Genomic DNA, 22,877 nt, shown 5'->3' on the forward strand with positions numbered 1-22,877 from the left:
ATACCGAGTTTGCTAGAAAAAGTTTCGCCGCGTACAAGTGTCTTGGAAGCGGGGGAGCAATGACAGCAGCTGGCATGGGGCGCATCCCCTTCGACGGCTCGCGCCTTCCTCGCTCAGGCCGGATCGAAACGCTTGATATGCTGCGCGGGTTCGCCGCGTTGCTCGTTTTGTTTCAGCACCTCGCCGAGACCATCATAGCGACGCACGCGCTTCCCCTTCCGATCGAACAGGCCGGCGTGCTGCTGTTCGACGGCATCTTTCACTTCGGGCGGTTTGGCGTCGCGCTGTTCTTTCTGATCAGCGGGTTCGTCATCCCGTTCAGTTTTCGCACCGATCGTCCGGTCCGCGGATTCGCGATCAGCCGCGCATTTCGCCTGTATCCCGCCTATTGGCTGTCGCTGGGCGTCGCGCTGCTGGTGCTGCATGGGACAGGCGCGCCGGCCCCTGCGCCGGTGACGATCGTGGCCAATGTAGCCATGCTCCAGCATTATGTCGGTCAGCCCGATATCGTCGTCGCCTATTGGACGCTTGCAACGGAGCTGGCGTTCTACGTGCTGGCGGCCTGCCTCGTTGCCTGGGGCGTGCTGCGTGCGCCGTTCGTCTTGGCCGGAGGAGTCGTTGCGCTGTTCGGTGCAGCGCTGTTGCTCGCACTGGCATCGCATCTGGTCGATAAGCGGCTGCCCGCCGACCTGCCGCTGAACTTGGGGCTGATGTTGCTGGGAACGATGCTGCGACTGGCGATGCTCGAGCGTAATGCGATCGCGGTGCGTCTGGCGGGGATTCTCTGCGGGCTTTTCCTAGCGATCGTGCCGGTCGTCCAGTTCATGACGGTCCCGCCGGTCGGCGCCCCAGGTTTCAATCTAGCACCGACTTTAGGCTATATTGGTGCGCTGCTGCTGTTCGTGGGGGTCGTCGGCGCTGGCTCGGATACCGGCCGCGAGGTCGACGGCCGTTCGGTTTGCCGGCGTGTGGCAATGTGGTTCGGGACCATCTCCTATTCCGTCTACCTGTTCCACGGGCCGGTGATCCTGGCGTGCGGGACGATCCTGATCGCGGGCGATCCGGGGTCTGCATTACGCTACGTCGCGGTCGTGCTGAGCGCGACGATACTCATTGCGGCAGTCGTCTATCATGCCGTCGAAGAGCCGATGGTGCGACTAGGCCACCGCATGATCCGACGGCCCGTGGCAGCGCAAGCGCCGGGTATGGCAGAGGCTATCCTGGCGATCCCCACGGCCGGCCCGATCTTCGTCGAGACGGAGCTCCGCTAGCAGGTCTCGAAAAGCCGCTGCACGACGATCCACAGAAACCGATTGTTTGAACCGAGAGATCAACGCCTAGATCGCGCATACGACCTAAAGCGAGGTTGTGCGGTCCAGCGCGCGGCAGTCGACCAGTGCACGCCTGCCGACATCACAGCGACGGGGCTTCTGGCTAATCTCGAAATGAAGTTTGGTGCACCCGACTGGATTCGAACCAGTGGCCTCTGCCTTCGGAGGGCAGCGCTCTATCCAGCTGAGCTACGGGTGCCGGACGGTCCGCCTAGCAAAGCAAACCGGGGTGCGCCAGACGTTTTCGCGATCAGGCCTCGCCGGTTGCCGGATCGGGGGCCGTCTGGGGAGCGGAGCCGGCAAGCGCTCGGCTCTTGGGCGGCGGGGTCTTGGGTTTGTAGGCGCACAGATCGCTGACAATGCAGCGCCAGCATTCGGGCGTTCGCGCCTTGCAGACGTAGCGGCCGTGCAGGATCAGCCAGTGATGCGCATGCAGACGGAACGGTTGCGGGGTGGCCTTGTCGAGCTTCAGTTCGACCGCGAGCGGGGTCTTGCCGCGAGCGAGGCCGGTGCGGTTGCCGACGCGGAAGATGTGCGTGTCGACGGCGAACGTCTCCGCGCCGAACGCGACGTTGAGGACGACGTTGGCGGTCTTCCGGCCGACGCCGGGGAGGCGCTCGAGTGCGGCGCGATCGTTAGGGACTTCGCCGCCATAGTCGTCGATCAGCATCTGCGAGAGCGCGATGACGTTCTTCGCCTTGGTGTTGTAGAGGCCGATCGTCTTGATGTGGCGCTTCAGTTCGTCGAGCCCGAGCGCGACCATCTTCTCGGGCGTGTCGACCTCGCGGAACAGCGCGCGCGTCGCCTTGTTGACGCCGACGTCCGTCGCCTGCGCCGACAACGCGACCGCGACGACCAGCGTGTACGGATTGACGAATTCCAGCTCGGTCTCGGGGTGCGGATCGGCTTCCGCCAGACGCGCGTAGAACTCGATGACGTCGGCCTTCTTCACGCCCTTACAGCCCGAGCACGTCGCCCATCCGGTAGCGTCCGGCGGGCTGCCCCGCGAGCCAGATCGCCGCCCGCACCGCACCACGCGCGAAGATCGAGCGATCGTCGCCGCGATGGTTCAGCTCGATCCGCTCGCCTTCGCCCGCGAAGATTACGCTGTGGTCGCCGATGACCGAGCCGCCGCGCAGTGACGCAAAACCGATCGTGCCTTCGGTGCGCGCGCCGACGAGCCCGGCGCGGCTGTCGACGCGGAGTTCGGCGAGCGTCGTGCCGCGGCCCCTTCGCAGCTGCGTCGCCGAGCAGGAGCGCGGTGCCTGACGGCGCGTCGACCTTGTGCTTGTGGTGCATCTCGACGATCTCGACGTCCCAGTCGGACCCGAGACGCGCGGCGGCTTCGCGGACGAGAATACCGAGCAGCGTGACGCCGAGTGAGGTGTTACCGGTCTGCAGGATCGCGATGTCCTTCGCCGCGTCGTCGATCATCGACTGGTGCTGCGGCGACAGGCCGGTCGTACCGATGACGATAGCGGTACCAGCGGCACGCGCGGCGGCGAGATGCGCCTCGACTGCGGAGGGCGTCGAGAAATCGACCAGCACGTCGGCGGTCCGGGCGAGCGGGTTCGGGTCTTCGCGCGCGTCGACGCCGCCGGCGAGCGATGCGCCGGCCGCTTCGATCGCCTCGACGATCGCGCGGCCCATGCGTCCTGCGCTACCATAGATGCCGATCGAGGTCGTCGTGATGGCGGATGAGGCGGGTTGGGGCGCGAGCGTTTGCATGCGCGGCGCTTTGCACCAACCCGGCCTTCGGAAACAGGGGCGAACGGCAGGCCGAGGCATTTCTTCGCGGAATTGGCGCAGGCGGTCGGCGGCTCAAGCCTTTTCGACGAGCGTCCGGACCAGGTCGAGATCGACGGGCTTGTCGACGTCGACCGCGGCCAGGCCGAACGGGCTGGCGATGGCGGCTGCGTCGAGGCCGGCGAGGCGACCGAGATGCGCGATCGCCGCGACCAGCGTCAGGCGACCCGACAGATACCGGAGCAGCGTGCCGATCCCGAGCCGCCGAACGATCCGCCATGGTCGCTTGCGGTCCGCCTCGACCTGCGCCCAGAGATCGAGTGCGGCGACCGAGCGTGGGGTGGCGAAGTAGAACAGGTTGCACCCCGACCACGCCCCGTCGGCAAAGCGCAGATAGGTACGCCGCGTGCCCGGTGCGGCAGCCTCGATGACGTCCTGCCGTGCCAGGAGCGCGCCGGCATCGGCCTGTGCGGGGACGTCGGCGAGGAAACGCGTGACCCATTCGGGCTGCAACAGCGCGTGATCGGCGGTCGTTACCAGAAGGGGCGCGCCGAGCGCTTCGATGCCGTCGTGAACGCTGCGGCTGGGACCGGATGCGGCGTCGAGTACGGCTAGGCCGAGCGCGGTGGCGGCGGCACGGACCGAATCGTCGGATACCGATACGGCGATGGTGCTCGCGCCGGCTTCCCGCAACGCCTGCGCTACGCGGGCCAGCAACGTCTCGCCTTCGAGCACGATCAACGCCTTGTGCGACACGCCCGCATAGGCCGCGACCGGATCGACGCCGCCGCGCGAGCCGGCGAGGATCAGCGCGTTGAAGCCTCGCACCTCCGCGCTCATACCGTCTTCGGCCCGGTTTGCGCACGCGCCCGCCAGACCCGCCAGAACACGCCGGGGGCGGCGAGGATCGGATGCTTTTCGCGCCACGGGGTCAGCGGCACCGCGACGCCGGTATGCCGCTCGACCTTCCACACGCCGTAGCGGGCGGCCCCTTCGAACGTGAACGCCGCCCGCACCAATCGTGCGACGTTGAGCGGCTTGCCCGCACGACGGCGACGGCCCCACGCGCGCAGCAACGCGTTTCGACGCGCTAGCGACAGGTCGGGCTTCAGCATGCCGGCCTCGTCGCGATAGGCGATCCCGTCCGCGGTCCAGGCGAGCGGCAGGAGTTCGGCGTAGCGACCCGGATCGAAACCGAGGATCTGGCCCTCGCGACCCTTGCGCTCGACGCGGAGCTCGGCGGCATAGGTCTGGCGGAACAGCGCCCGCCAATAATCGTCGGCGGTACCCGACTCCGGCCCGAGCGCGGCGGCAAAGCGGGCGGCGGACTTCGCCGCATCACCGATCGCCATGGCTACCCGGTTCGCGGTTGCCGGATCGCGGACCCAGACAAGCGCGCAGGGCTGGACGAAACGCGTCCAGATCGTCGTGTCGAGCGTCTGCGCGGCGGCGGCCTTCGCGAACGTCGCCAGCCGCATCGTCGCGATCTTCGCGCGCAACGTCTCGCCGTGCAGGTCGAACTCGCGGTAGCTCACGGTCGGCCACAGGCCACGCTCGGGCGGGCCGGCGGTCAGCACGTAGAAGTCCAGCACGCCCTCGGTCTCGCCAGTGCGCAGGTTGGAACCGTAGAACAGCACCGCCGCGGTCTCGGGCGCATCCCCTGCGAGTATCGCCGCGACGTCACGGACGGCGGCGATGGTCGGGACGTGCAACTGGCGGCGGACGACGTCGCCGAGCGTGATCACGGGACGACGAAACGCAGCGCGCGTGCCTCGCGGATGGTCAGGTCGCCGCCTGGATAGACTTCGCCGTCGAGGATGAAGCCCGAGTCCATCGACAGGTCGAAGCTCGGCGAATCGATCCGGTGATACCCTGCACGATCGAGCCACGCGGCCGGCGAACCGGCGACGATCAGCGGCGTCGCGGCGGCAAGCCAGCGCGGCGGCGCGTCGACCAGCAAGGTCTTCAGTCCGGCACGCGGCACGCCGAACGGGCGAATGCCGATCGGCATCCGCTTCAGCGTCGAGGCGAGAAGGATATAGCGGGCGCGATCGCTGTCCGTATTCCTGCCGGCGGCATGAACGCCTTCGTCGCCGCGCGACTCGAACCGGATCCGCATCCGGTTGCCGGCGCGCCACGAACTGTTCGCCCCCCGAACAGGGTCTGGAGGATCGCCCAGCACAGCGCGAGACCGACCGCGACGCCGTTGAAGGCGCCTGCGCGGTGGGTGCGCTGCGCCAGCGCGGTCGCGTCGACGAACGCGCCTGCGCCCAGCAGGAAGCCGTGCAGCCGCGCACCGGTATCCTTGCGGATGACCTCGATCGGGCTGCGGATCTTGACGTTGCCCGCGCGTGCGGCGGTCAGCGCCTGGTCGAGCGTCCAGTCGTCGGGGATCCCGAGATCCAGTGCGAGCGCGTTGGTCTTACCCGACGGCACGATCGCCACGCGCGGCGCAGCACCGGTCCAGACTCGCGCGGCAGCGGTCATCACGTCGCGGATGGTGCCGTCGCCGCCGTCGATCACCAGCAACTCGATGCCGTGGCGCGCGAAATCGGTCAGCACTTCGGCGAGTTCGGCCTGCGTGCGCGGCGTCACGGCCAGCACGGTCCCGGACAGGAACGGCTTGGTCGCCTCGACGCTGCTGCGGTTGCGGTGGCTTTTCGGGTTGCAGATGATGCCGGTACGGATCTTAGCCGCCGCGTCGCGCGGGCTCACGCCGTACCGCTCGGATGCCGACGGATCGAACATGCCTTCGGGCAGCCACGCCGGCGGCGCCGGTGGCGAAAGAGGGTGCCCGCCAAAGGCATGGAAGTTCGAAACAGCATCGGCCACGATATAAGATACCCGTCGCGGTACATAACCGCTACAAATTTGTGTCAGGAAGATTTCCGTTCCGCTGCAACCAGCGGATTTGGGATCACCGGCGATACCGCATTTTCATACGCACGACGGTCCCGGATGGGGCCAAGGCCGTGCGCGCCGCATCGAAAGACGGCAACCCGATCGAGGTCGGCGCATCGTTGGAAAAGCCGAATCCCTCTTTCGGCGCGAACAGCGTCCGGTTGAAATCATGGTCGCTATTCTCGTCATGATATTGCGCGACCGCATAGTGGCCGGGCTTCAGCCAGAAGCACGCGCGCGGGCTGCTTGCCGCCACACGCGCCCGCACCAGCTTGCCGCCCTTCGCCAAAAACCGTTTCTTGTCATCGGGATAGACGGTGAACGCAACCTCGCCGACGGCGTTGTGCATCGCCGTCGCCTCGACGATCAGCTTGGCGTTGCCGCCGCCGGGCGTACCTTCGCACGCCTCGGCAGCCTGCGCCGAGACGGGCATCAGCAGCGCCGCCGCGCCCAGGCCCAAGGAAACCACAGTCTTCATACTGAGGCTTAAGCGCGGAAAAGATGGCCGGAGCGCGGCGCACAGATGACATTTGCGACGCGAACGGGGCGTTCGTCGTTCGCGCGCTACGCTCCGTCGATCGCCTGCGGCCCGGAGGGCGTACGCGTCATCCGCGCGGCGGCGAATCCGAGCAGGATCGCCACTGCGACCGAACCGACCGCGACCGCGGCGGCGACTCCGGTCGAATCATAGGTCGGCATCAACGCGAACGCGGTGACGAACAGCAAGAGCACCCCGACCGCGCAGAATCGCGAACACCGTGCCGGCGCGGTGCAGCGCGGTCATCACCGTGTCGAGGCTGACGGTGGCGAGGTCGAAGCACCCGGCCGCGGCGAGCCACAACAGCACCGGATACGCGCCGACGAACGACTTGCCACCAACGACCTTCAGGATCGGTTCGCCGACCAGCGCGACGATGGCGAGGATGACGAGCGCAGCCGCCGTGCTGGCCAGCATCGTCCGGATCAGGATGCGGCGCAGGCGCGACGGCTCGGCAGTCCGCACCGCGCGGACGATCTCGGGGAAGGCGGCGCGCGACAGCATCTGCGACAGTTTCGCCAGTGCCTGCGCCAGTTGCGTCGCCAGCCGGAACGCACCCGCCGCCGCCGGGCCGATCGACGCACCGACCAGCAGCAGCGGGATTTGCTTGCTCGACAGGCCCAGGGTCGCGCTGGCGTTGGTGCTGAGCGAGAAGCGGACGATGCCGGGATTTTCATCGCGTACCTGCTGCCAGCTGCCCCGGCCGCTCGCGAGCAGGCGTAGATCGCCGCTTTTCGCGACCATGATCCAATAGGTCGCGGCAGTGACGATCTCGGCGACCGCCCAGGCGAGCATGAAGCCACGGATCGTCGGTTCGAAGAGCATCGCCGCGCCCGCGCCGACGAAGCGCATGATCGGCGTCATGCTGTCCGCCACTGCCGACAACGAGAATTTGTCGCGTAGTCGCAGGATGCCGAGCGGGGTCGAGCGGATCGTGATCAGCTGCACCACCGCGAACATCAGCGTGTCGCGCATCAGGTCGGGTGGGATGCCGAACCCGTCGCTCCACGCGAACAGGATCGCCACGGTCAGCGCGGCCCCGACCAGTGCGCTGCACATGTCGAGGATCGCCGACAACCGGAGCAGCCGCGCGAGCCTGGTTGTGTCGCCGTGCTGGATCGGCTCGACGCCGTATTGGACGATGATCTGCCACGTCTGGAACCCGACAAAGGTCGCCAGCGCCTGGGCGGCCCCCGAGATCAGCGCGAACCGGCCGAAATCGACCACCCCCAGCGTGCGCGTCGCAAAGCCGAGATAGAACAGCGACAGGATCGCCAGCACGCTGCGACTGGCGAGCAGCCAGCCAAGGTTGCGCGCCGCCGCCCGGAAAATCCCGGTCGAGCCGGTGGTAACCGGAATGGGCGCGGGGTCCTGAACCATCTGCGACCGGCCCCTAGAGCGCGATGGCGAGGGCGGCAAGATGTCCGGCGGTACTAGGGTGCCTCAGAGGTGACAAAGCGGCGGTCGGCTCCTAGACCGCGCGATCGGGCGGCGGTGCTGCCGTCATGCGAGGGATCGTTCGTCATCTGCGGAATTGCCGGCCTTTACGCACGAGGTGGCGGTGTCGTCTCGCCCCGCCTCGTCACGGCGCAGTGCGACACGATCCTGCACCGCGGACCCGACGACCAGGGCGTCATGACCGATGGCGATTTCGGCTTCGGGATGCGCCGGCTGAGCATCATCGACATCGAAGGCGGGCACCAGCCGTTCCATTCGCCCGACCACCGCTATGCGCTCGTCTTCAACGGCGAGATCTACAATTTCCGCGAACTGCGGCGCGAGTTGCAAGCGCTCGGCCGCGTGTTCGAGAGCGCGGGCGATACCGAGGTCATCCTCGCCGGCTACGAACGCTGGGGCGACGACGTCTGGGCAAGGCTCGACGGGATGTTCGCGGTCGCGGTGTGGGATACGCACGCCCGCCGCCTGACGCTGGCGCGCGACCCGATCGGGATCAAGCCGCTCTACTATACCAACCAGGCCGCCGGGTTCGCGTTCGGATCCGAGCTCAAGACGCTGACTCTGCTGCCCGGCATGGCGTTCGACGTCGATCGCCGCGCGCTCCACGATTATTTCAGCTTCGGTCACGTCCGCACCCCGCGCTCGATCTACGCGCAGGTCCGCACCCTGCCGCCGGGCCATGTGATGACGATCGAGGCGAGCGGACCGCCGACGATGCGCGCCTATTGGACGCCCGCTTATCATCCGTCTGAACCCCGGTCCGAGGCGGAGTGGATCCAACGTTTCCGCGACGAATGGCTCGACACGATCGGCAAGCAGATGGTCGCGGACGTCGATGTCGGCGCATTTCTGTCCGGCGGCGTAGACTCCTCCGCGGTAGTCGCGGCGATGGCGCAGGTCTCGGATCGGCCGGTGCGCACCTTCACGATCGGCTTCCCCGACCCGCGCTTCGACGAATCCCCGCATGCCGAGGCGATCGCGCGGCATCTCGGCTGCCACCACGTCACGCGCACGCTGGAGCTCGCGGATGCGCAGGCGATGCTGCTGCCGAGGTCCAGCATAGCTATGACGAGCCGTTCGCCGATCCCTCCGCGGTGCCGACCTGGTACGTCAGCCAGATCGCCGCGCAGGAGGTGAAGGTCGCGCTGTCGGGCGATGGCGGCGACGAGCTGTTCTTCGGCTACAAGCGCCACGCGACCGAGCGCCGAATCGGGGCGCTGCCCGCGCCGTTGCGTCGCTTGGCGCGTGCGCTGGATGCGGTCCCGACCTTACCCTCACGCCATGCGAACGCCGTGCTGCAACGCTGGCGGAAGACCACCGGCAGCGCCGCGCTCCCGAACGGCATCGCGCGGTTCTTCGCCAAGACGCAGATCACGAACGAAGCCTTCCGCCGCGAGATATTTTCGGCCGAGTTCATCGCCGAGGAGGAAGGCGGGATCGCCGCTTTGGTCGCGGAATATTTCCCCGATCCCGACGCGATCTCGACCGACACGCTCGAACAGTTCGGCCTCGCCGACCTCGCGCTCAACCTCCCCGGCGCGATGCTCACCAAGGTCGACCGCGCGAGCATGGCGCATTCATTGGAGGTTCGCGTGCCGATGCTGGGGCAGGGGATGGTCGACCTCGCGCTGTCGATGCCCGCCGACATGAAGCTCAACGGCAAAATCGGCAAATACGTCATCCGCCAGGCAATCGCGCCGTGGCTCCCGGAAGGGATCCTCGATCGCCGCAAACAGGGCTTCCAGATGCCGCTGGCCGCATGGTTCGCCGGCGATTTCGGCGCGTATGCCGAGCAGCTCTGGCGCGACAGCGGCGTCCGCGAGCAAGGCATCTGGCGCGCCGGCGCGGTCGACAAGGTGTTCGCCGATCACCGTGCTGGGAAGCGGGACCATAGCCGGTTCCTGTATGCGCTGGCGATCTACTGCCTGTGGTGGATCGGGCGACCGAAAGCCTTGCGCATCCCCCTTTCCGTTCGTGCTGAGTAGAGACCGAGTAGCTTCGCAGAAGCGCATCGAGGGCTCGTATCGAAGCATGTGTTCCGCGCGCCAACCTGTCCTTCGATACGCCCTCTCGATACGCTGCAAGAGCAGCTACTCGATGGCTACTCAGGACGAACGGAGGGGAGGGAAGTCGGCGTTAGCGGGTATGCGATCCCGCGAAGCCCTCAAGCCAGCCAACTCACCAACACCTCACCCCTGGCCTTGCGAACCATCGCCTGCACCAGCCGCACCAGATGCACCACCAACGAGATCGCGGTCCACGCGGCCACCCCGACGATCCCCCAATCCGGCCGCGTCACCAGCAACCCTGCAAACAAGATCACCATGTTCGGATTGCGCCGCGCGGTGATCAGCCGGAACCAGCTGTCGAACCGCTCCCACACATGGATATGCATCCCGAACCGGACGATGAACGCCCCCTCGATCAGCCGCTGCGCGACATAGCCGAACAGCATCGTCCCGATCACCGCCCAGAACACGCCGTCCTCGAGTGGCCGCCCGTACGGCGCGCACCCCGCCGCCCAGGCCCACCACCAGAACGGTGGGTGCACCAGGTCGACCCCGTGGTCCCACGCATTGCCGAGCTTCGACGAGGTGATCGTGCACCGCGCCAGCTTCCCGTCGACGGTATCGAGCACCATGAAGAACAGACCCGTAGCGAGCCCGGTCCAGAACCAGCCATACCAGAACGCCACCGTCGCAACGATGCACAGCACCGAGCCGAGCGCGGTCACCTGGTTCGGCGTGATCCCGGCGCGCGCGCAGACCCGCGTGATCGCCAGCGCCCATTCCGGCCACAGATACTTGGTCAGCAGGTCGGTGACGCCCTTGTACGCGCCGACATAGCTTGCCCGCTCGATCGCCGGCACCGCCGCAGGGGGTCAGCAATTCCGCGAACGGGCGCTCGCGCTTGCGCAGCGCCTCGTTGAAGATGCCTTCCTCGGCCTCGGCGGCGATTACCGTCAGCCCGGTCACCAGCGGCGCCTCGCCGAGCATCGCCGCAGTCATCCGCGCGCGCTCGTCGGCACCCCGGACATGCGCGAGCACGGGAACACCGGTGCGAGTCACGACGGTACCCGGCCGCGTCTTCAGATACGCGATCCACATCGGGTCGAACGCATAGGCGAGGTTGGCGAGGATCACCGGGCCGGTGTCGCCGTCGCCATCGGCCGGCAACCCTTGCGCGACGCCGATCCGCCGGATCCGCTCGGCATTGGTCATGCCCCAGAGCAGCGTGTCGTTCGCCCGGACGGTCCGGAGCGCTGGCGTAGGGGCTGTCGAATCTACCATGCCGCACCCGTTACCCGATCTGGTCGTGAAAGCGAGAGGGGGAGGGGGCAGGCGAGAGCAAACGCCAACCAGCTACTCCACCCCGGCGGAGGCCGGGGCCCAGTTGGAATGTCCGGAGTAACTGTGCGCAGTCCGTCGTTAGCGACGTCCCCCAACTGGGCCCCGGCCTACGCCGGGGTGGTGGAGGTTTAGCGGGCGGGCGTGGCCTCCAGCAATCGAACGATCTCACCCGCGGCACGCGCCGCGCCACCTTCGACGGCCCCCAGCGACCGCCCGGCAAACTCCGCCTGAACCGCCGCATATTCCGTGTGCCTCAACGCCGAACGATCCACCGCCGCCACGACATCCGCAACGTCCTCGACCACCTCCCCAAAAGCCCACATCGCGTAATTCGGATCGCCCGCCCAAGCGACACCCCCGCATTAAGAAACACGCAAGGCCGCGGCCGCATGAGAAACTCGATCACCTGACTCGACGTATCACCCAGATACACGTCCGCCACGCCGGTATAACTGCCGTCGACCATCGCGAACCCGTCGATGTCGCAGTGCACATGCGGCAAGTCCCCGATCTCGCGCATCAAATCCGCCACCTCGGGCGCGCGCTCGACCAGTCGCTGATGCGGCGCGAAGATCAGATTGTAGCGCCCGTCCGCGACCAGCCGCCGCACCACCTCCGCCCCCCAGCGCCACCACGACGAGCGATGCTGCTGCCAGTGCGGCGTATACAGGACGACCGGCCGCGTATCCGCGAACGGCGGCGCGGCGTGCGTCCGGTGCGTGAAGTCGGCCTTCACATACCCCGTTGCGACGAACCGCTCGGGCGCGAACCCGCGGTCGAGATAGGTCCGCCGCTCCAACTCGCTCGGCACCAACGTCAACGCCGCGGCCCGCCGCCGTGGATCGTCGCGCGCGCTCATCGAACCGACGCCGTGCGACGTCTTCACGAACTTCGCGCGCAGCGGAAACAGCCGCGGCAGCCACAGGCTCGTCTGCTCGGCACACACGACGACCGCCGCACTGCGCAGATACGGGAGCAGCCGCAGCAGCATCGGCATCTTCGCCGGCAGCACCGGATTGCGCCCGGTCCCATCGTCGGCAACCGCGCGAAACCCCGGTGCCCGCCGGATTCGAACGGTAGGGAAGGGCGCCGTCCACCGCGTCAGCAATGTCTCCTGCACCGACGTGCTCACCCAAAGCTCGATCGGCACGTCCGACTTCGCAGCGAGCGCCTCGACGATCGGATACAGATGCGGAATCAGCAGCGTCTCGCCGAGAAACAGGAACGCGACCTTCCGCGTCATGACCCCGAAGCGCCGCCCGCAGGCGCGTCATGGTCATGCTGCCACAGCGCGATGTCTTCCGGCCGGTCGATCTCCTGCCAGCGGACATCGCCTGCGATCCGCACCGCGCGGACGCCGACGGTCTCCGCGACGCGCCGGACGACGGCGTGATGATAGGCGTGGATGCCGTCCTCCTCGCCGATCACTGCGCGCAACGCCTCGGCATAGGCGCCGCCGCCGGTCGACACGATCAGGCCGAGCGATCGCTCTGTGGCCTGATGCCCGACCAGGTGCTTGCCGACCGCGACGACAGCGTCGCCGTCCGCCTCGACCAGCATGTCGTCGAGTCCCGGCGTCGCCAGCGGCTCGATGACCAGCTTCACGCCCGATTCTCCATCGGCAAGCGCCGCGCGCAAGATAGCCGCATCGAACAGCGTGTCGCCGTTCATCAACGCAAACGGCTCTTCGAGAAATCCGCGCGATGCCCACACGCTGCCGATGCTGTTGGCGATCGCCCAGAACGGGTTGAACACGAGTTCGGTGGGTACGCCACCGCCGCGCGCCGCCAGATGCGCCGCGACCTGCTCGATCCGGTAGCCGCCGACGATCACCGCCCCCTCGAACCCGGCCTCCGCCACCGCGTCGAGCTGATGATCGAGGATCGCGCGGCCACCGACCTGCACGAGGCATTTCGGCGTCGTCAGCGTCAACGGCAGCAGTCGCGATCCGTGACCGGCAGCAAGGATGATGGCCTTCATGGGCGCGGACTTACGCACGAAGTGTGGCAGGAAAAAAGCTGCTACGTATCGCGCGATTATGCTGCACTGCAGCGGAACTCGCATGCCCACCCGGCCGTTGCGCTAAAATGCGCATGTTCAGATCGCTCCACATACCCCCCGAATGGGTCTGGCTGGAGAGCGTCGCCGTCGTCTCGGCGGCCGTCCTCGTCGCGCTGGTCGCGCACTGGCTGACGATGCGGATCGGCGGCCACGCCCAGCGTCGCTCGACCGCCAAGACCGACGGCCTCGTCCTCGCCCGCGTCCGCCGCCCGTTGCGCGCGGTTTTCGTCTCGGTCGCCGTCGCGTTCGTATCGCGAATCCTGCCGATGGACAACGACATCAAGGATCTGTGGAAGCAGCTGCTCGGCTTCCTCGTCCCCGGGTTGCTCGGCTGGCTCGCGGTCGCGGCGCTGCGCGCGTTCCAGGACGTCATCGAGATCCGCGCCGACATCTCGGTCGAGGACAACCTCCGCGCCCGCCGCAAGCGCACGCGGGCGGCGATCCTCGGGCGGATAGGCACGTTCTTCATCATCTTCGTCAGCGTCTGCCTGATGCTGCTGAGCGTCCCCGGCATCCGCTCGATCGGCGTCACGCTGATGGCATCGGCGGGTATCGCCGGCCTCGTCGTCGGTGCCGCCGCCCAGCCTGCGTTGAAGAACCTGATCGCCGGCGTGCAGATGGCGTTCACCGAGCCGATCCGGATCGACGACGTGCTGATCGTCGACGGCGAATGGGGGCGGGTCGAGCAGATCAACCTGACGTTCGTGGTCATCAAGATCTGGGACGAACGCCGCCTCGTCGTGCCGGTCTCGAAGTTCCTAGAGCAGAGCTTCCAGAACTGGACGCGTGAGACCAGCCAGTTGATGGGGTCGGTGTTCTGGTATCTCGATCCGTCCGCGGACGTGCCTAGGTTGCGCGAGAAACTGGGCGAGATCGTCACGTCCAATCCGCGTTGGGACAAGCGGTTCTACAATCTCCAGGTTACGGACGTGAAAACGGACTGCATCGAACTACGCGGGCTGATGACCGCGAAGGACGCGGCGATCGCATTCGATCTGCGCTGCGATGTGCGGGAAGCGTTGCTGAAGTATATCCGCGAGGAAATGCCCGAAGCCATCCCACGCAACCGCCTGCTGATGGCGCCCGACCCGGTGGCGCGCCCCTAGATGAATCCTCCCCCGCCAGGGGGAGGTGGCGCCGAAGGCGACGGAGGGGGAGGCACGCGCCACGTACGTTCCGTGTCCTCCCCCCTCCGTCTAGCAAGTGCCAGCCACCTCCCCTGGCGGGGGAGGATTGAATTAGGCCTCGACGTGCTCCGGCACCGCTTCCAGCGCCGTAATAAACAGCTCACACCACCACATCACGTCCTCCTTACGGACGTTGTCGATCAGCTTCTCCCACCGCGCTTTCCGCTCGGCGAGAGGCATCTTTAGCGCCCGGTCGATGGCGTCGGACATCTCCTCGGGGCTGTACGGATTGACCAGCACCGCGTCCTTCAGCTGCGTCGCCGCGCCCGCAAAGTGCGACAGCACCAGCACGCCCGGATCCTCGGGATCCTGCGCCGCGACATATTCCTTCGCGACGAGGTTCATCCCGTCGCGCAACGGCGTCACCAGCCCGACGCGCGCCGCACGGTAGATCCCGGCCAGCACGTCACGCGGGAAACCCTGGTTGACGTAGCGGATCGGCGTCCAGTCGATGTCCGAATACTCGCCGTTGATCCGCCCCGACATCGAATCGAGGTTCGCGCGGATCTCCTGGTACGTATCCACCTTCTCGCGCGAAGGCGGCGCGATCTGGAGCATGTAGACCAGCCCGCGCCGATCAGGGTGCGACCCCAGGAACCGCTCATAGCCAGCAAAACGCTCGGCGAGACCCTTCGAATAATCGAGCCGGTCGACCCCGACGATGAGGCTGCGGCCAGTCGCGGACATGTACATCCGCTCCTTGGCATGCCGCGCGGCGTCGCTGTTCGCCGACTTCTCGAAGTCCGCGGTCTCGATCCCGATCGGCGTCGTGATCGCCTTGATCGTACGATCGCCGACAGTCACCCAGCCATCCTCGCCGACCACGCCGTCGAGCTGGCTCGTCACATAATGCAGGAAACTGTCGAGCCAGTCCTGCGTCTGGAACCCGACCACGTCGTACGCGAACATCGATTCGACCAACGCGCGGTGGCTCGGCAGCGACAGCAGCATCGCCATCGGCGGCCACGGGATGTGGAGGAAGAACCCGATCTTGTTCTCGACGCCAAGCTTGCGCAGTTCCTGCCCGAGCGGGACGTGATGATAATCGTGGACCCACACCAGATCCTCGGGCTCGATCAACGGCAGCACCGTCTCCGCAAACCGCTTGTTCACACGCGCGTAGCCGCTGGAGAAATCGCGCTCGAACTCGGTCAGGTCGATCCGGTAATGGAACAGCGGCCACAGCGTGCGGTTCGCATAGCCGTTATAATATTCGTCGAAATCCTGCTCTTCGAGGTCGATCGTCGCGGTGGTGACGCCCTTACCCTGCTGGAAATTGATGTGCCCGGTGAAGGTCTCGGTGGTCGAACCCGACCAGCCGAACCACACGCCGCCCTTTTCGCGCAGCGCGGCGAGCAACGCGACCGCGAGGCCCCCTGGTTGCCGGAGGGCGCATCGACCGACTGGACGCGGTTCGAGATGACGACGAGGCGGCTCATCGGACGGCACTCCACGGCTTGCTAAGCAGGACCGCGCAGTTGATCAGCCCCACCAGCGAATATGTTTGCGGATAATTACCCCACAGCTCGCCGGTATTCGGATCGATATCCTCCGACAGCAGCCCGGCAGGCGTCCTGCGCGCGACCATCTCGCAGAACAGCGCGCGCGCGTCGGCGGTGCGGCCGGTCGCATGCAGCGCCTCGATCAGCCAGAACGTGCAGACGTTGAACGCGGTGTGCGGCAGGCCGAAATCGTCCTCGGTCGCATAGCGCAGCATGTGGCTACCACGCCGCAGCCCTTCCTCGACAGCCTTCAGCGTCGACTGGAACCGCGGATCGTCGGGTGCGAAAAAGCGCAGGTCGAGCAGCTGGATCAGGCTCGCGTCGAGATCGTCGCCACCGAACGTCGCGGAGATACGCTGCGTATCCTCGCGCCATGCCGATTGCTCGATCGTCGTACGGATCGTGTTGGTGCGCTCTTCCCAGAACGTCCGGCGATCCTCGAGCCCGAGAACCTCCGCCGCGTTCGCCAGCCGGTCGCATGCCGCCCAACACATCGCCGCCGAATAGGTGTGGACGTGCGCCTTGGTGCGCAGCTCCCACAGCCCCGCGTCGGGCTTGTCGTACGTCTCCCACGCGCGGTCGCCGACCAGTTCGAGGCTCTTGAAATCCTCTTCGCTCGACATCCGGAACAGCCGCTTGTCGAAGAACGCCTGGACGTCCGACAGGATGATCTGGCCGTACGCGTCGTGCTGGATCTGCTCGTACGCCTGGTTGCCGACGCGCACCGGGCCCATCCCGCGATAGCCGGGCAGGTCGCTCTCGATCCGCTCGATCAGCGTCGCCTCGCCGCCGACCCCGTAGAGCGGCTGGACATGGCCGCCCTTCGACGCATCGACGATGTTGCGCAGATATTCGAGATACCCTTCGAGCACGTCGAGTGCACCCAGCCGGTTGAGCGCTTGCACGGTATAATAGGCGTCGCGGATCCAGCAGTAGCGATAGTCCCAGTTGCGCTCCGACCCCTCATGCTCGGGGATCGAGGTGGTGAGCGCGGCGACGATCGCACCGGTCTCCTCGTGCTGGCAAAGCTTCAGCGTGATCGCCGCGCGGATGACGACGTCCTGCCACTCGACCGGGGTCGCCAGCCCGCGCACCCAGTGACGCCACTCGTCCTTGGTCCGCGACAGCATCGCCTCGGCCGCCTCGTGTAGCACGCCCGCGAAACTCTCGTCGGGGCCGAGGAACAGGTGCATCTGGCGCTCGAGCCGGAACCAGTTCTCGCCGACGATATGCCCGACCGGCGCATCGGTGGTCAGCCGCAGCGTCTGGTCGTCCATCAGGAAACGGATGTGGTTCGAACCCTGCGTGTGCTCGGTCGGCTTCCCCCAGTTCGTCGCGACCCGCATCCGAACGCGAATGCGCGGCGAGCCGGCCACCGGCTTGACGATCCGGACGAAGCTGGTCGGGCGATAGGTCCGCCCCCTCACGCACGAATCGCGGGCAGAAATCGATGACCTCGACCGCGTTGCCGGCCTCGTCCTCGTGCCGCGTCACCAGGATCGGCGTGTTGCGGATATAGGCCTGCGTCGTCTTCGCACCGCCCTCGAGTTCGATCGCCCAGAACCCGGTCTTTGGCGCATCGCCACCGAGTAGCGCGCAGAACGCCGGGTCGCCGTCGACGCGGGGCACGCAGCCCCAGACGAACGTGCCGGTCTTGTCGATCAGCGCGGAGACCTGGCAATTGCCGATCGGCCAAAGGTTCATGTCGGCTTTTTTGAATAGGTGCGGTCATCGTGTTTCCAATATGGCAGCAATCCAGTCGCGAAGTGCGGCAACGTCGTTCAGGCGGTAGGTGGCGGCGGTAGGCCGTTGCTCGCCGATAAGCACGCCGGCCCCGCCAAGATCGCGCGCGGCCTCGAACCCGTCCTCGTCGGTGACGTCGTCGCCGAAGAAATACGGCACGCTGCCCGCCATCGCCGGCGCGGCGATCAGTTTGCGAAGCGCCGCGCCCTTGTCGCCGGGGGTGCGCAGCTCGACCATCATCTTGCCGCGCTGGAGCGTGAGGCCGTGCGTGGCGGCGAGGTCCTCGGCGAGGCGGACGGCGGCGGGTTCGAAGTCCGGCGCCATCCGGTAATGCAGTCCCGCGCCAAGGCTCTTGGCTTCGTAGACGAGGCCGTTGGCGTTGGCGAAGTCGCGGAACGAGTCGGCGGCGGCTTCGAGTGAGGCGGGGCGTTCGGCGGCGACATGACCGTCGTCCGGCGTACGCGTTTCCGCCCCGTGGCTGCCCGCGACCGCGAACAGGTGCGCGTGGCGTCCGAGCATAGCGTCGAGCTGCGCGATCGAGCGCCCGCTGATGATCGCGACGCGACCGGGAAAGCGCTCGGCGAGCGTATCGAGCGTGTCGAGCAGCATCTGGCTCACCACGACGGCATCCGGCGTTGCGGCAAGATCAACGAGCGTCCCGTCGAAATCGAAGAACAGGCTCACGGCGTCGGGCACGGCAAGGGGCGGCGCGAGGACATCAGTCGCGGGCTGGCGTTCGGCTAGCATCATCCTTGAACCCATAGCGCCACCGCTCCGTTCCGCTGCACTGCAAAATTGGAACGGGTGCGGTTCGATTTTTGGGGGTTGGGCAGGGGGGCTGCGGCTGCGGAACGGCGCCTTCGTGTTCTCCCGCGAACGCGGGAGCCCAGGATCCAGCAGCGCAGCGTTTGCAACTTTGGCCCCCGCCTCCGGCGGGGAACAGGAAGGACGCGGACCCTGATTTCACAATCACATCTTACCACCCCGGCGGAGGCCGGGGCCCAGTTGGGGGGCCGATAATGAAGCACGTTGCGCGCTATTACCTCAGACGTTCCCACTGGGCCCCGGCCTCCGCCGGGGAGGTGCTAAAGGATGCGCATCTCACTCCCTTTCTGGCCAGCAAACCTTGTTTCCCCGCGAAGGCGGGGACCCAGACTGGACTCCCGCCTTCGCGGGACAACAAGGCAGCGGGGAGTGGTCCACGTTAAACAGCGCATCAACGTCCCTTCTGGTTGGCTGCCAGGCAAGTCCGCGGTGCCGGCGCCAGCTGAAGCCCCCTCCAATCCACCCCACCTGCGACACATCGCGACACAAAACCGCTGGACTAGCCTCAGCCGCTTGGTCATGCCTGCCGCCCATGTCCCGCGTCCGCGCCCTCCTCATCGCACCCGTATCCGCGGCCGTCCTGCTAGCCGGCTGCACCGTCGGCCCGGACTACCACCCCAAGGCCGCCGCAGAGCTCGGCGTCCCCGACGCGTACTCGGTCACCCCCCGTCACCAGTCCCGAAGATCTCACCCGCTGGTGGCAGAAGTTCGACGACCCCGTCCTCGGCCAGCTCGTCGAGCAGGCCGCCGCCGCCAATCTCGACATCGCACAGTCCGTCGCCCGCCTCCGCCAGGCTCGCGAAAGCCTGCTCCAGAACCGCGCGTCGCTGCTTCCGACGGTCAACGGCTCGGCCGGCTATCAGCGCAACGAGAACGTCCGCGGCGGCGGACGCTCGTTCACGCTGTCCGACGGCACCGTCATCGATACCGGCGGCGGCGGCGCCAACAGCTTCACGGTAGGCGCCAGCGCCAGCTATCAGGTCGGCGTCTTCGGCGAGATCCGGCGCACCGTCGAGGCGAGCCGCGCCGACTATGCTGCGTCCGGCTACGACTACGCCACCGTGCTCATTTCCGTCGAAAGCGAGGTCGCGCGCAACTACGTTCTAGCCCGCTCGTACCAGCAGCAACTCGCCAACGCCCGCGCCTCGCTCGCGATCCAGGACGACAACCTCGAAATCGCCGGCTTCCGCGTCCAGGCCGGGCTCGTCTCCAGCGTCGACGCCGAACAGGCGCGGGCTCAGCGCGCGCAGACCGCCGCGACGATCCCGAGCCTCGACCAGCAATACGCCGCCGCCGTCGCGCGGATCGGCGTGCTGACCGGCCAGGCACCCGGCGCGCTCCGTCCACTGATGGCGCCCGCGAAGGCGATCCCGACCGGCCCCGCCGCGGTCGGCGTCGGCATCCCCGGCGACACGCTGCGCCAGCGCCCCGACATCCGCTCCGCCGAACGCGCGCTCGCCGCCGCCACCGCGCGGATCGGCGTCGCCAAGGCGCAGCTCTATCCCGCGCTCGCGATCACCGGCAACCTGAACACCAACGCGACCTCGATCGGCAATATCGGCGACGCGATCACCGGCAGCCTGTTCGCCGGCCTGACTCAGGCGATCTTCAACGGCGGCCGTCTGCGCAGCCAGGTCCGCACCAGCGAAGCCGCCGCGGACGGTGCGCTCGCGCTCTACAAATCCACCGTCCTCACCGCGCTGGAGGATGTCGAGAACGCCGTCGTCGCGCTCCAGACCGCGCAGGAACGCGAGCGGCAATTCGCGATCGCGCTCGACGCGTCGAACAATTCCGCGATCCTCAGCCGCAGCCAATACCGCACCGGCCTCACCGATTTCACCACGCTCAACCAGCAGGAAACCGCGCTCCTGTCCGCACGCAACGGCGCGACGCAGGCGCGCGCCGACGCCGCGACCGCGTTGATCGCACTCTATGCCGCACTCGGCGGCGGCTGGGATTCCACCGTGATCCCGCAAGCGCCCATATCCAATCCAGAGGCACGCTGATGGCCGACGCATCGATCGACGACTTCCTCGGCGTGAAGCCGCAGGCCCCCTGGAAACGCTACGTAAAGTGGGTCGTGATCGCGGTCGGCGTGGTCCTGCTGTGCCTCCTGCTCGCCAAGTGCTTCGGCGCGAAGGAGCAGACGCAATATTCGACGCAGGCCGCGCAGCGCGGCAACCTGACCGTCAGCGTCTCGGCAACCGGCAAGCTCGCCCCGACGACGCAGGTCACGGTCGGCTCGCAGTTGTCGGGTCTCGTCACCAAGGTCGTCGTCGACGTCAACGACCGCGTCACCGCGGGCCAGCCGCTCGCGCTGATCGATCCCGAACAGCTCGACGACCAGATCCGCCAGACCAGCGCCCAGCTTGCGGCGAATCAGGCGCAGGTCGCGCAGGCACAGGCCACCGTCGCCGAATCGCGCGCGCAGCTGAACCGCCTCGAAGAGGTCTCGCGCCTCTCGGGTGGTCGCGTGCCGTCGAAGACCGAGCTCCAGACCGGCCGTGCCGACTACGCGCGCGCGGTCGCCGCGCAGAAGGTCGCCGAAGCCAACGTCGTCGCCAGCCGCGCGCTCCTCGCGCAGAACCAGACGCAGCGCGCGCGTGCGATCATCCGCTCGCCGGTGACGGGGGTGGTGCTCGCGCGCCAGATCGATCCCGGCCAGACCGTCGCGTCGTCGTTCAACACCCCGACGCTGTTCGTGATCGCCGAAGACCTCACCAAGATGAAGCTCGAGGTCGCGATCGACGAGGCGGACGTCGGCGAGGTCAAGATCGGCCAGAAGGCCAGCTTCACGGTGGACGCGTTCCCCGGCCAGACTTTCCCCGCGACGATCAGCCGGGTCGATCTCGGTTCGAACCTGACGGTCAGCTCGGCCACCTCGTCGACCTCGACCACCGCGACCTCGACCACCGGGCAGGTCGTCTCGTACGCGGCCGACCTGACGGTGGGTAATCAGTCGCTGACGCTGCGCCCCGGCATGACCGCAACCGCGGACATCGTGACCTCGGACAAGCGCAACGTCCTGCTCGTCCCCAACGCCGCGTTGCGTTTCAAGCCGACCGCGGCGTCCGGCGATGCAGGCGGCGGCATCGCCGGCTCGCTGACCTTCCGTCCGCGCCGTGGCGGCGGTGCGGAGCGCACCGCGACGGTCGCTCGCGGCGCGCAGCAGACGATCTACGTCAAGGGCGCGGACGGCACGCCGCAGCCCGTGCAGATCACCACCGGCGACACCAATGGCACGATGACCGAAGTCCTGTCGGGCAACCTCCAGCCCGGTGCGCAGGTCATCACCGGGCAGTTGGCGAGCGGCGGCGACGACGCCAAGCGCAGCGGCGGCCCACGTCGCTCGGGCGGCGCGAGCAAGGGTGGGGGGCGGTGGCCAGTAACGCGCCGCTCACCGCCGAACCGCTCATCTCCCTGCGCGGCGTCACCAAGACGTACGGGCAGGGCGCGACGATGTTCCAGGCGCTCAAGGGCGTCGACCTCGACATCGCGGCGGGCGATTTCGTCGCGGTGATGGGGCCGTCGGGGTCGGGCAAGTCGACGACGATGAACATTCTCGGGTGTCTGGACGTGCCGAGCGACGGCACCTTCCTGTTCCGCGGCCACCATGTCGAGACGCTCGACCGCGACCAGCGCGCGCTGCTGCGGCGAAAATATCTCGGCTTCGTGTTCCAGGGCTTCAACCTGCTCTCGCGCACCTCCGCTCTGGAGAATGTCGAACTCCCCTTGCTCTACCGCGGCGACGAAAAGCGCGCGCGGCGCGACGCGGCGATGGCCAGCCTCGACACCGTCGGCCTCGCGGATTGGTGGGACCACACCCCGGCGGAACTGTCGGGCGGCCAGCAGCAGCGAGTCGCGATCGCCCGCGCGCTGGTCACCAGCCCCGACGTGCTGCTGGCGGACGAGCCTACCGGCAATCTCGATAGCGAACGCTCGGTCGAGATCATGCAACTCCTCACGCGGCTGAACGCGGAAAAGAACATCACGGTCCTGATGGTCACGCACGAACCCGACATGGCCGCCTTCGCCAGAACGGTGGTCCATTTCAAGGACGGCCTGGTGGAACGCATCGAAAGCCAGCACCGCCAAGGTGAGAGGGGTGGAGTCGTGAGCGGCGCCCGCGAAGCATTCCCCTCCCGCTTGCGGGAGGGGTCAGGGGAGGGCGCGACGTACGTACTGGCGTCCGGTCTGTTTGATCAGCCCCTCCCCCAACCCCCTCCCGCAAGCGG

At 67.3% G+C, this 22,877-nt stretch carries 18 protein-coding genes, 1 tRNA gene and 5 pseudogenes; 7 read left to right on the top strand and 17 right to left on the bottom strand.

Annotated features, from left to right (window positions below):
• The first annotated feature begins 74 nt into the window (after positions 1-74).
• Complete coding sequence (locus NHF48_RS17915; protein ID WP_253071863.1) at positions 75-1,271, top strand: acyltransferase family protein; 1,197 nt, start codon at positions 75-77, stop codon at positions 1,269-1,271.
• Between the two features lie 182 nt (positions 1,272-1,453).
• On the opposite strand, the gene NHF48_RS17920 is transcribed toward NHF48_RS17915, so the two are convergent.
• The 10 genes and pseudogenes from NHF48_RS17920 to NHF48_RS17970 form a co-directional block, all read right to left on the bottom strand.
• Positions 1,454-1,530, bottom strand: a tRNA-Arg gene (locus NHF48_RS17920).
• 51 nt (positions 1,531-1,581) lie between these two features.
• Positions 1,582-2,283: an endonuclease III gene (gene nth / locus NHF48_RS17925; RefSeq protein WP_253071864.1), complete on the bottom strand. Its 702-nt coding sequence runs from the start codon at positions 2,281-2,283 to the stop codon at positions 1,582-1,584.
• A gap of 4 nt (positions 2,284-2,287) precedes the next feature.
• Positions 2,288-3,119, bottom strand: a pseudogene (dapB, locus tag NHF48_RS17935) (4-hydroxy-tetrahydrodipicolinate reductase).
• A gap of 33 nt (positions 3,120-3,152) precedes the next feature.
• Positions 3,153-3,917, bottom strand: coding sequence for a nucleotidyltransferase family protein (locus NHF48_RS17940; protein WP_253071865.1), 765 nt, complete (start codon positions 3,915-3,917; stop codon positions 3,153-3,155).
• Positions 3,914-4,822: a hypothetical protein gene (locus NHF48_RS17945; RefSeq protein ID WP_253071866.1), complete on the bottom strand. Its 909-nt coding sequence runs from the start codon at positions 4,820-4,822 to the stop codon at positions 3,914-3,916. Before NHF48_RS17945 ends, NHF48_RS17940 begins: the two co-directional genes overlap by 4 nt.
• The gene (locus NHF48_RS17950; RefSeq protein WP_253071867.1) at positions 4,819-5,088 is read right to left on the bottom strand and encodes a hypothetical protein; all 270 of its coding nucleotides are present in this window, start codon (positions 5,086-5,088) and stop codon (positions 4,819-4,821) included. Before NHF48_RS17950 ends, NHF48_RS17945 begins: the two co-directional genes overlap by 4 nt.
• A 5-nt stretch (positions 5,089-5,093) precedes the next feature.
• Positions 5,094-5,909: a diacylglycerol/lipid kinase family protein gene (locus NHF48_RS17955; RefSeq protein WP_253071868.1), complete on the bottom strand. Its 816-nt coding sequence runs from the start codon at positions 5,907-5,909 to the stop codon at positions 5,094-5,096.
• 85 nt (positions 5,910-5,994) lie between these two features.
• On the bottom strand, positions 5,995-6,456 hold the full coding sequence (locus NHF48_RS17960; protein WP_263816922.1) for a DUF2141 domain-containing protein: 462 nt from the start codon (positions 6,454-6,456) through the stop codon (positions 5,995-5,997).
• Between the two features lie 86 nt (positions 6,457-6,542).
• On the bottom strand, positions 6,543-6,704 hold the full coding sequence (locus NHF48_RS17965) for a hypothetical protein (protein ID WP_253071870.1): 162 nt from the start codon (positions 6,702-6,704) through the stop codon (positions 6,543-6,545).
• Positions 6,664-7,896 carry a lipopolysaccharide biosynthesis protein gene (locus tag NHF48_RS17970; protein ID WP_253071871.1) on the bottom strand — a complete coding sequence of 411 codons (1,233 nt, stop codon included), beginning with the start codon at positions 7,894-7,896 and terminating at the stop codon, positions 6,664-6,666. The genes NHF48_RS17965 and NHF48_RS17970 overlap by 41 nt, the downstream gene beginning before the upstream one ends.
• Positions 7,897-8,010: 114 nt before the next feature.
• Here NHF48_RS17970 and asnB point away from each other — a divergent pair, with 114 nt between their 5' ends.
• Positions 8,011-9,111, top strand: a complete 1,101-nt coding sequence (gene asnB, locus NHF48_RS17975) for an asparagine synthase (glutamine-hydrolyzing) (RefSeq protein WP_263816923.1) — start codon at positions 8,011-8,013, stop codon at positions 9,109-9,111.
• On the top strand, positions 9,069-9,959 hold the full coding sequence (locus NHF48_RS17980; protein WP_253071873.1) for an asparagine synthase-related protein: 891 nt from the start codon (positions 9,069-9,071) through the stop codon (positions 9,957-9,959). The genes asnB and NHF48_RS17980 overlap by 43 nt, the downstream gene beginning before the upstream one ends.
• 179 nt (positions 9,960-10,138) lie before the next feature.
• On the opposite strand, the gene NHF48_RS25360 is transcribed toward NHF48_RS17980, so the two are convergent.
• From NHF48_RS25360 to NHF48_RS18000, 4 genes are all read right to left on the bottom strand, one after another.
• On the bottom strand, positions 10,139-10,843 hold the full coding sequence (locus NHF48_RS25360) for a CDP-alcohol phosphatidyltransferase family protein (protein ID WP_342454687.1): 705 nt from the start codon (positions 10,841-10,843) through the stop codon (positions 10,139-10,141).
• 609 nt (positions 10,844-11,452) lie between these two features.
• Positions 11,453-11,581 carry a hypothetical protein gene (locus tag NHF48_RS17990; RefSeq protein WP_263816924.1) on the bottom strand — a complete coding sequence of 43 codons (129 nt, stop codon included), beginning with the start codon at positions 11,579-11,581 and terminating at the stop codon, positions 11,453-11,455.
• Positions 11,578-12,567 (bottom strand): hypothetical protein, encoded by a 990-nt coding sequence (locus NHF48_RS17995; RefSeq protein WP_253071874.1) that lies wholly within the window; start codon positions 12,565-12,567, stop codon positions 11,578-11,580. The genes NHF48_RS17990 and NHF48_RS17995 overlap by 4 nt, the downstream gene beginning before the upstream one ends.
• Entirely contained in the window at positions 12,564-13,304 is a 741-nt protein-coding gene (locus tag NHF48_RS18000) for a phosphocholine cytidylyltransferase family protein (protein ID WP_253071875.1), read from the bottom strand. The genes NHF48_RS17995 and NHF48_RS18000 overlap by 4 nt, the downstream gene beginning before the upstream one ends.
• 107 nt (positions 13,305-13,411) lie before the next feature.
• Between NHF48_RS18000 and NHF48_RS18005 the strand changes: the two genes are divergently transcribed.
• Complete coding sequence (locus NHF48_RS18005; protein ID WP_446741177.1) at positions 13,412-14,491, top strand: mechanosensitive ion channel family protein; 1,080 nt, start codon at positions 13,412-13,414, stop codon at positions 14,489-14,491.
• Positions 14,492-14,623: 132 nt separating this feature from the next.
• Here the strand turns inward: NHF48_RS18005 and NHF48_RS18010 are convergent.
• The 3 genes and pseudogenes from NHF48_RS18010 to otsB form a co-directional block, all read right to left on the bottom strand.
• Positions 14,624-16,011, bottom strand: a pseudogene (locus NHF48_RS18010) (alpha,alpha-trehalose-phosphate synthase (UDP-forming)).
• Positions 16,008-17,778, bottom strand: a pseudogene (locus NHF48_RS18015) (glycoside hydrolase family 15 protein). Before NHF48_RS18015 ends, NHF48_RS18010 begins: the two co-directional pseudogenes overlap by 4 nt.
• A gap of 24 nt (positions 17,779-17,802) precedes the next feature.
• Positions 17,803-18,564, bottom strand: a complete 762-nt coding sequence (gene otsB, locus NHF48_RS18020) for a trehalose-phosphatase (RefSeq protein WP_263816925.1) — start codon at positions 18,562-18,564, stop codon at positions 17,803-17,805.
• Between the two features lie 610 nt (positions 18,565-19,174).
• Between otsB and NHF48_RS18025 the strand changes: the two are divergent.
• The 3 genes and pseudogenes from NHF48_RS18025 to NHF48_RS18035 form a co-directional block, all read left to right on the top strand.
• Positions 19,175-20,648: pseudogene (locus NHF48_RS18025) on the top strand (efflux transporter outer membrane subunit).
• A complete protein-coding gene (locus NHF48_RS18030; protein WP_253071878.1) occupies positions 20,648-22,162 on the top strand; it encodes an efflux RND transporter periplasmic adaptor subunit in 1,515 nt (504 codons plus the stop codon). The pseudogene NHF48_RS18025 and the gene NHF48_RS18030 overlap by 1 nt, the downstream one beginning before the upstream one ends.
• Positions 22,102-22,743 (top strand): annotated as a pseudogene (locus tag NHF48_RS18035) (ABC transporter ATP-binding protein); the annotation flags it as partial. The gene NHF48_RS18030 and the pseudogene NHF48_RS18035, both read left to right, overlap by 61 nt.
• Positions 22,744-22,877: the final 134 nt, after the last annotated feature.

Source organism: Sphingomonas sp. H160509 (genome assembly GCF_024124765.2).
Classification (GTDB): Bacteria; Pseudomonadota; Alphaproteobacteria; order Sphingomonadales; family Sphingomonadaceae; genus Sphingomonas.

Excerpts from the sequence above, each read along its gene's own strand:
- NHF48_RS17960 (WP_263816922.1), bottom strand. The coding sequence starts at position 6,456 with ATGAAGACTGTGGTTTCCTTGGGCCTGGGCGCGGCGGCGCTGCTGATG.
- NHF48_RS17995 (WP_253071874.1), bottom strand. The coding sequence starts at position 12,567 with ATGACGCGGAAGGTCGCGTTCCTGTTTCTCGGCGAGACGCTGCTGATT.
- otsB (WP_263816925.1), bottom strand. The coding sequence starts at position 18,564 with ATGCTAGCCGAACGCCAGCCCGCGACTGATGTCCTCGCGCCGCCCCTT.
- NHF48_RS17950 (WP_253071867.1), bottom strand. The coding sequence starts at position 5,088 with ATGCCGATCGGCATTCGCCCGTTCGGCGTGCCGCGTGCCGGACTGAAG.
- NHF48_RS18005 (WP_446741177.1), top strand. The coding sequence starts at position 13,412 with ATGCGCATGTTCAGATCGCTCCACATACCCCCCGAATGGGTCTGGCTG.
- NHF48_RS17940 (WP_253071865.1), bottom strand. The coding sequence starts at position 3,917 with ATGAGCGCGGAGGTGCGAGGCTTCAACGCGCTGATCCTCGCCGGCTCG.
- NHF48_RS18000 (WP_253071875.1), bottom strand. The coding sequence starts at position 13,304 with ATGAAGGCCATCATCCTTGCTGCCGGTCACGGATCGCGACTGCTGCCG.
- NHF48_RS18030 (WP_253071878.1), top strand. The coding sequence starts at position 20,648 with ATGGCCGACGCATCGATCGACGACTTCCTCGGCGTGAAGCCGCAGGCC.
- NHF48_RS17970 (WP_253071871.1), bottom strand. The coding sequence starts at position 7,896 with ATGGTTCAGGACCCCGCGCCCATTCCGGTTACCACCGGCTCGACCGGG.
- NHF48_RS17915 (WP_253071863.1), top strand. The coding sequence starts at position 75 with ATGGGGCGCATCCCCTTCGACGGCTCGCGCCTTCCTCGCTCAGGCCGG.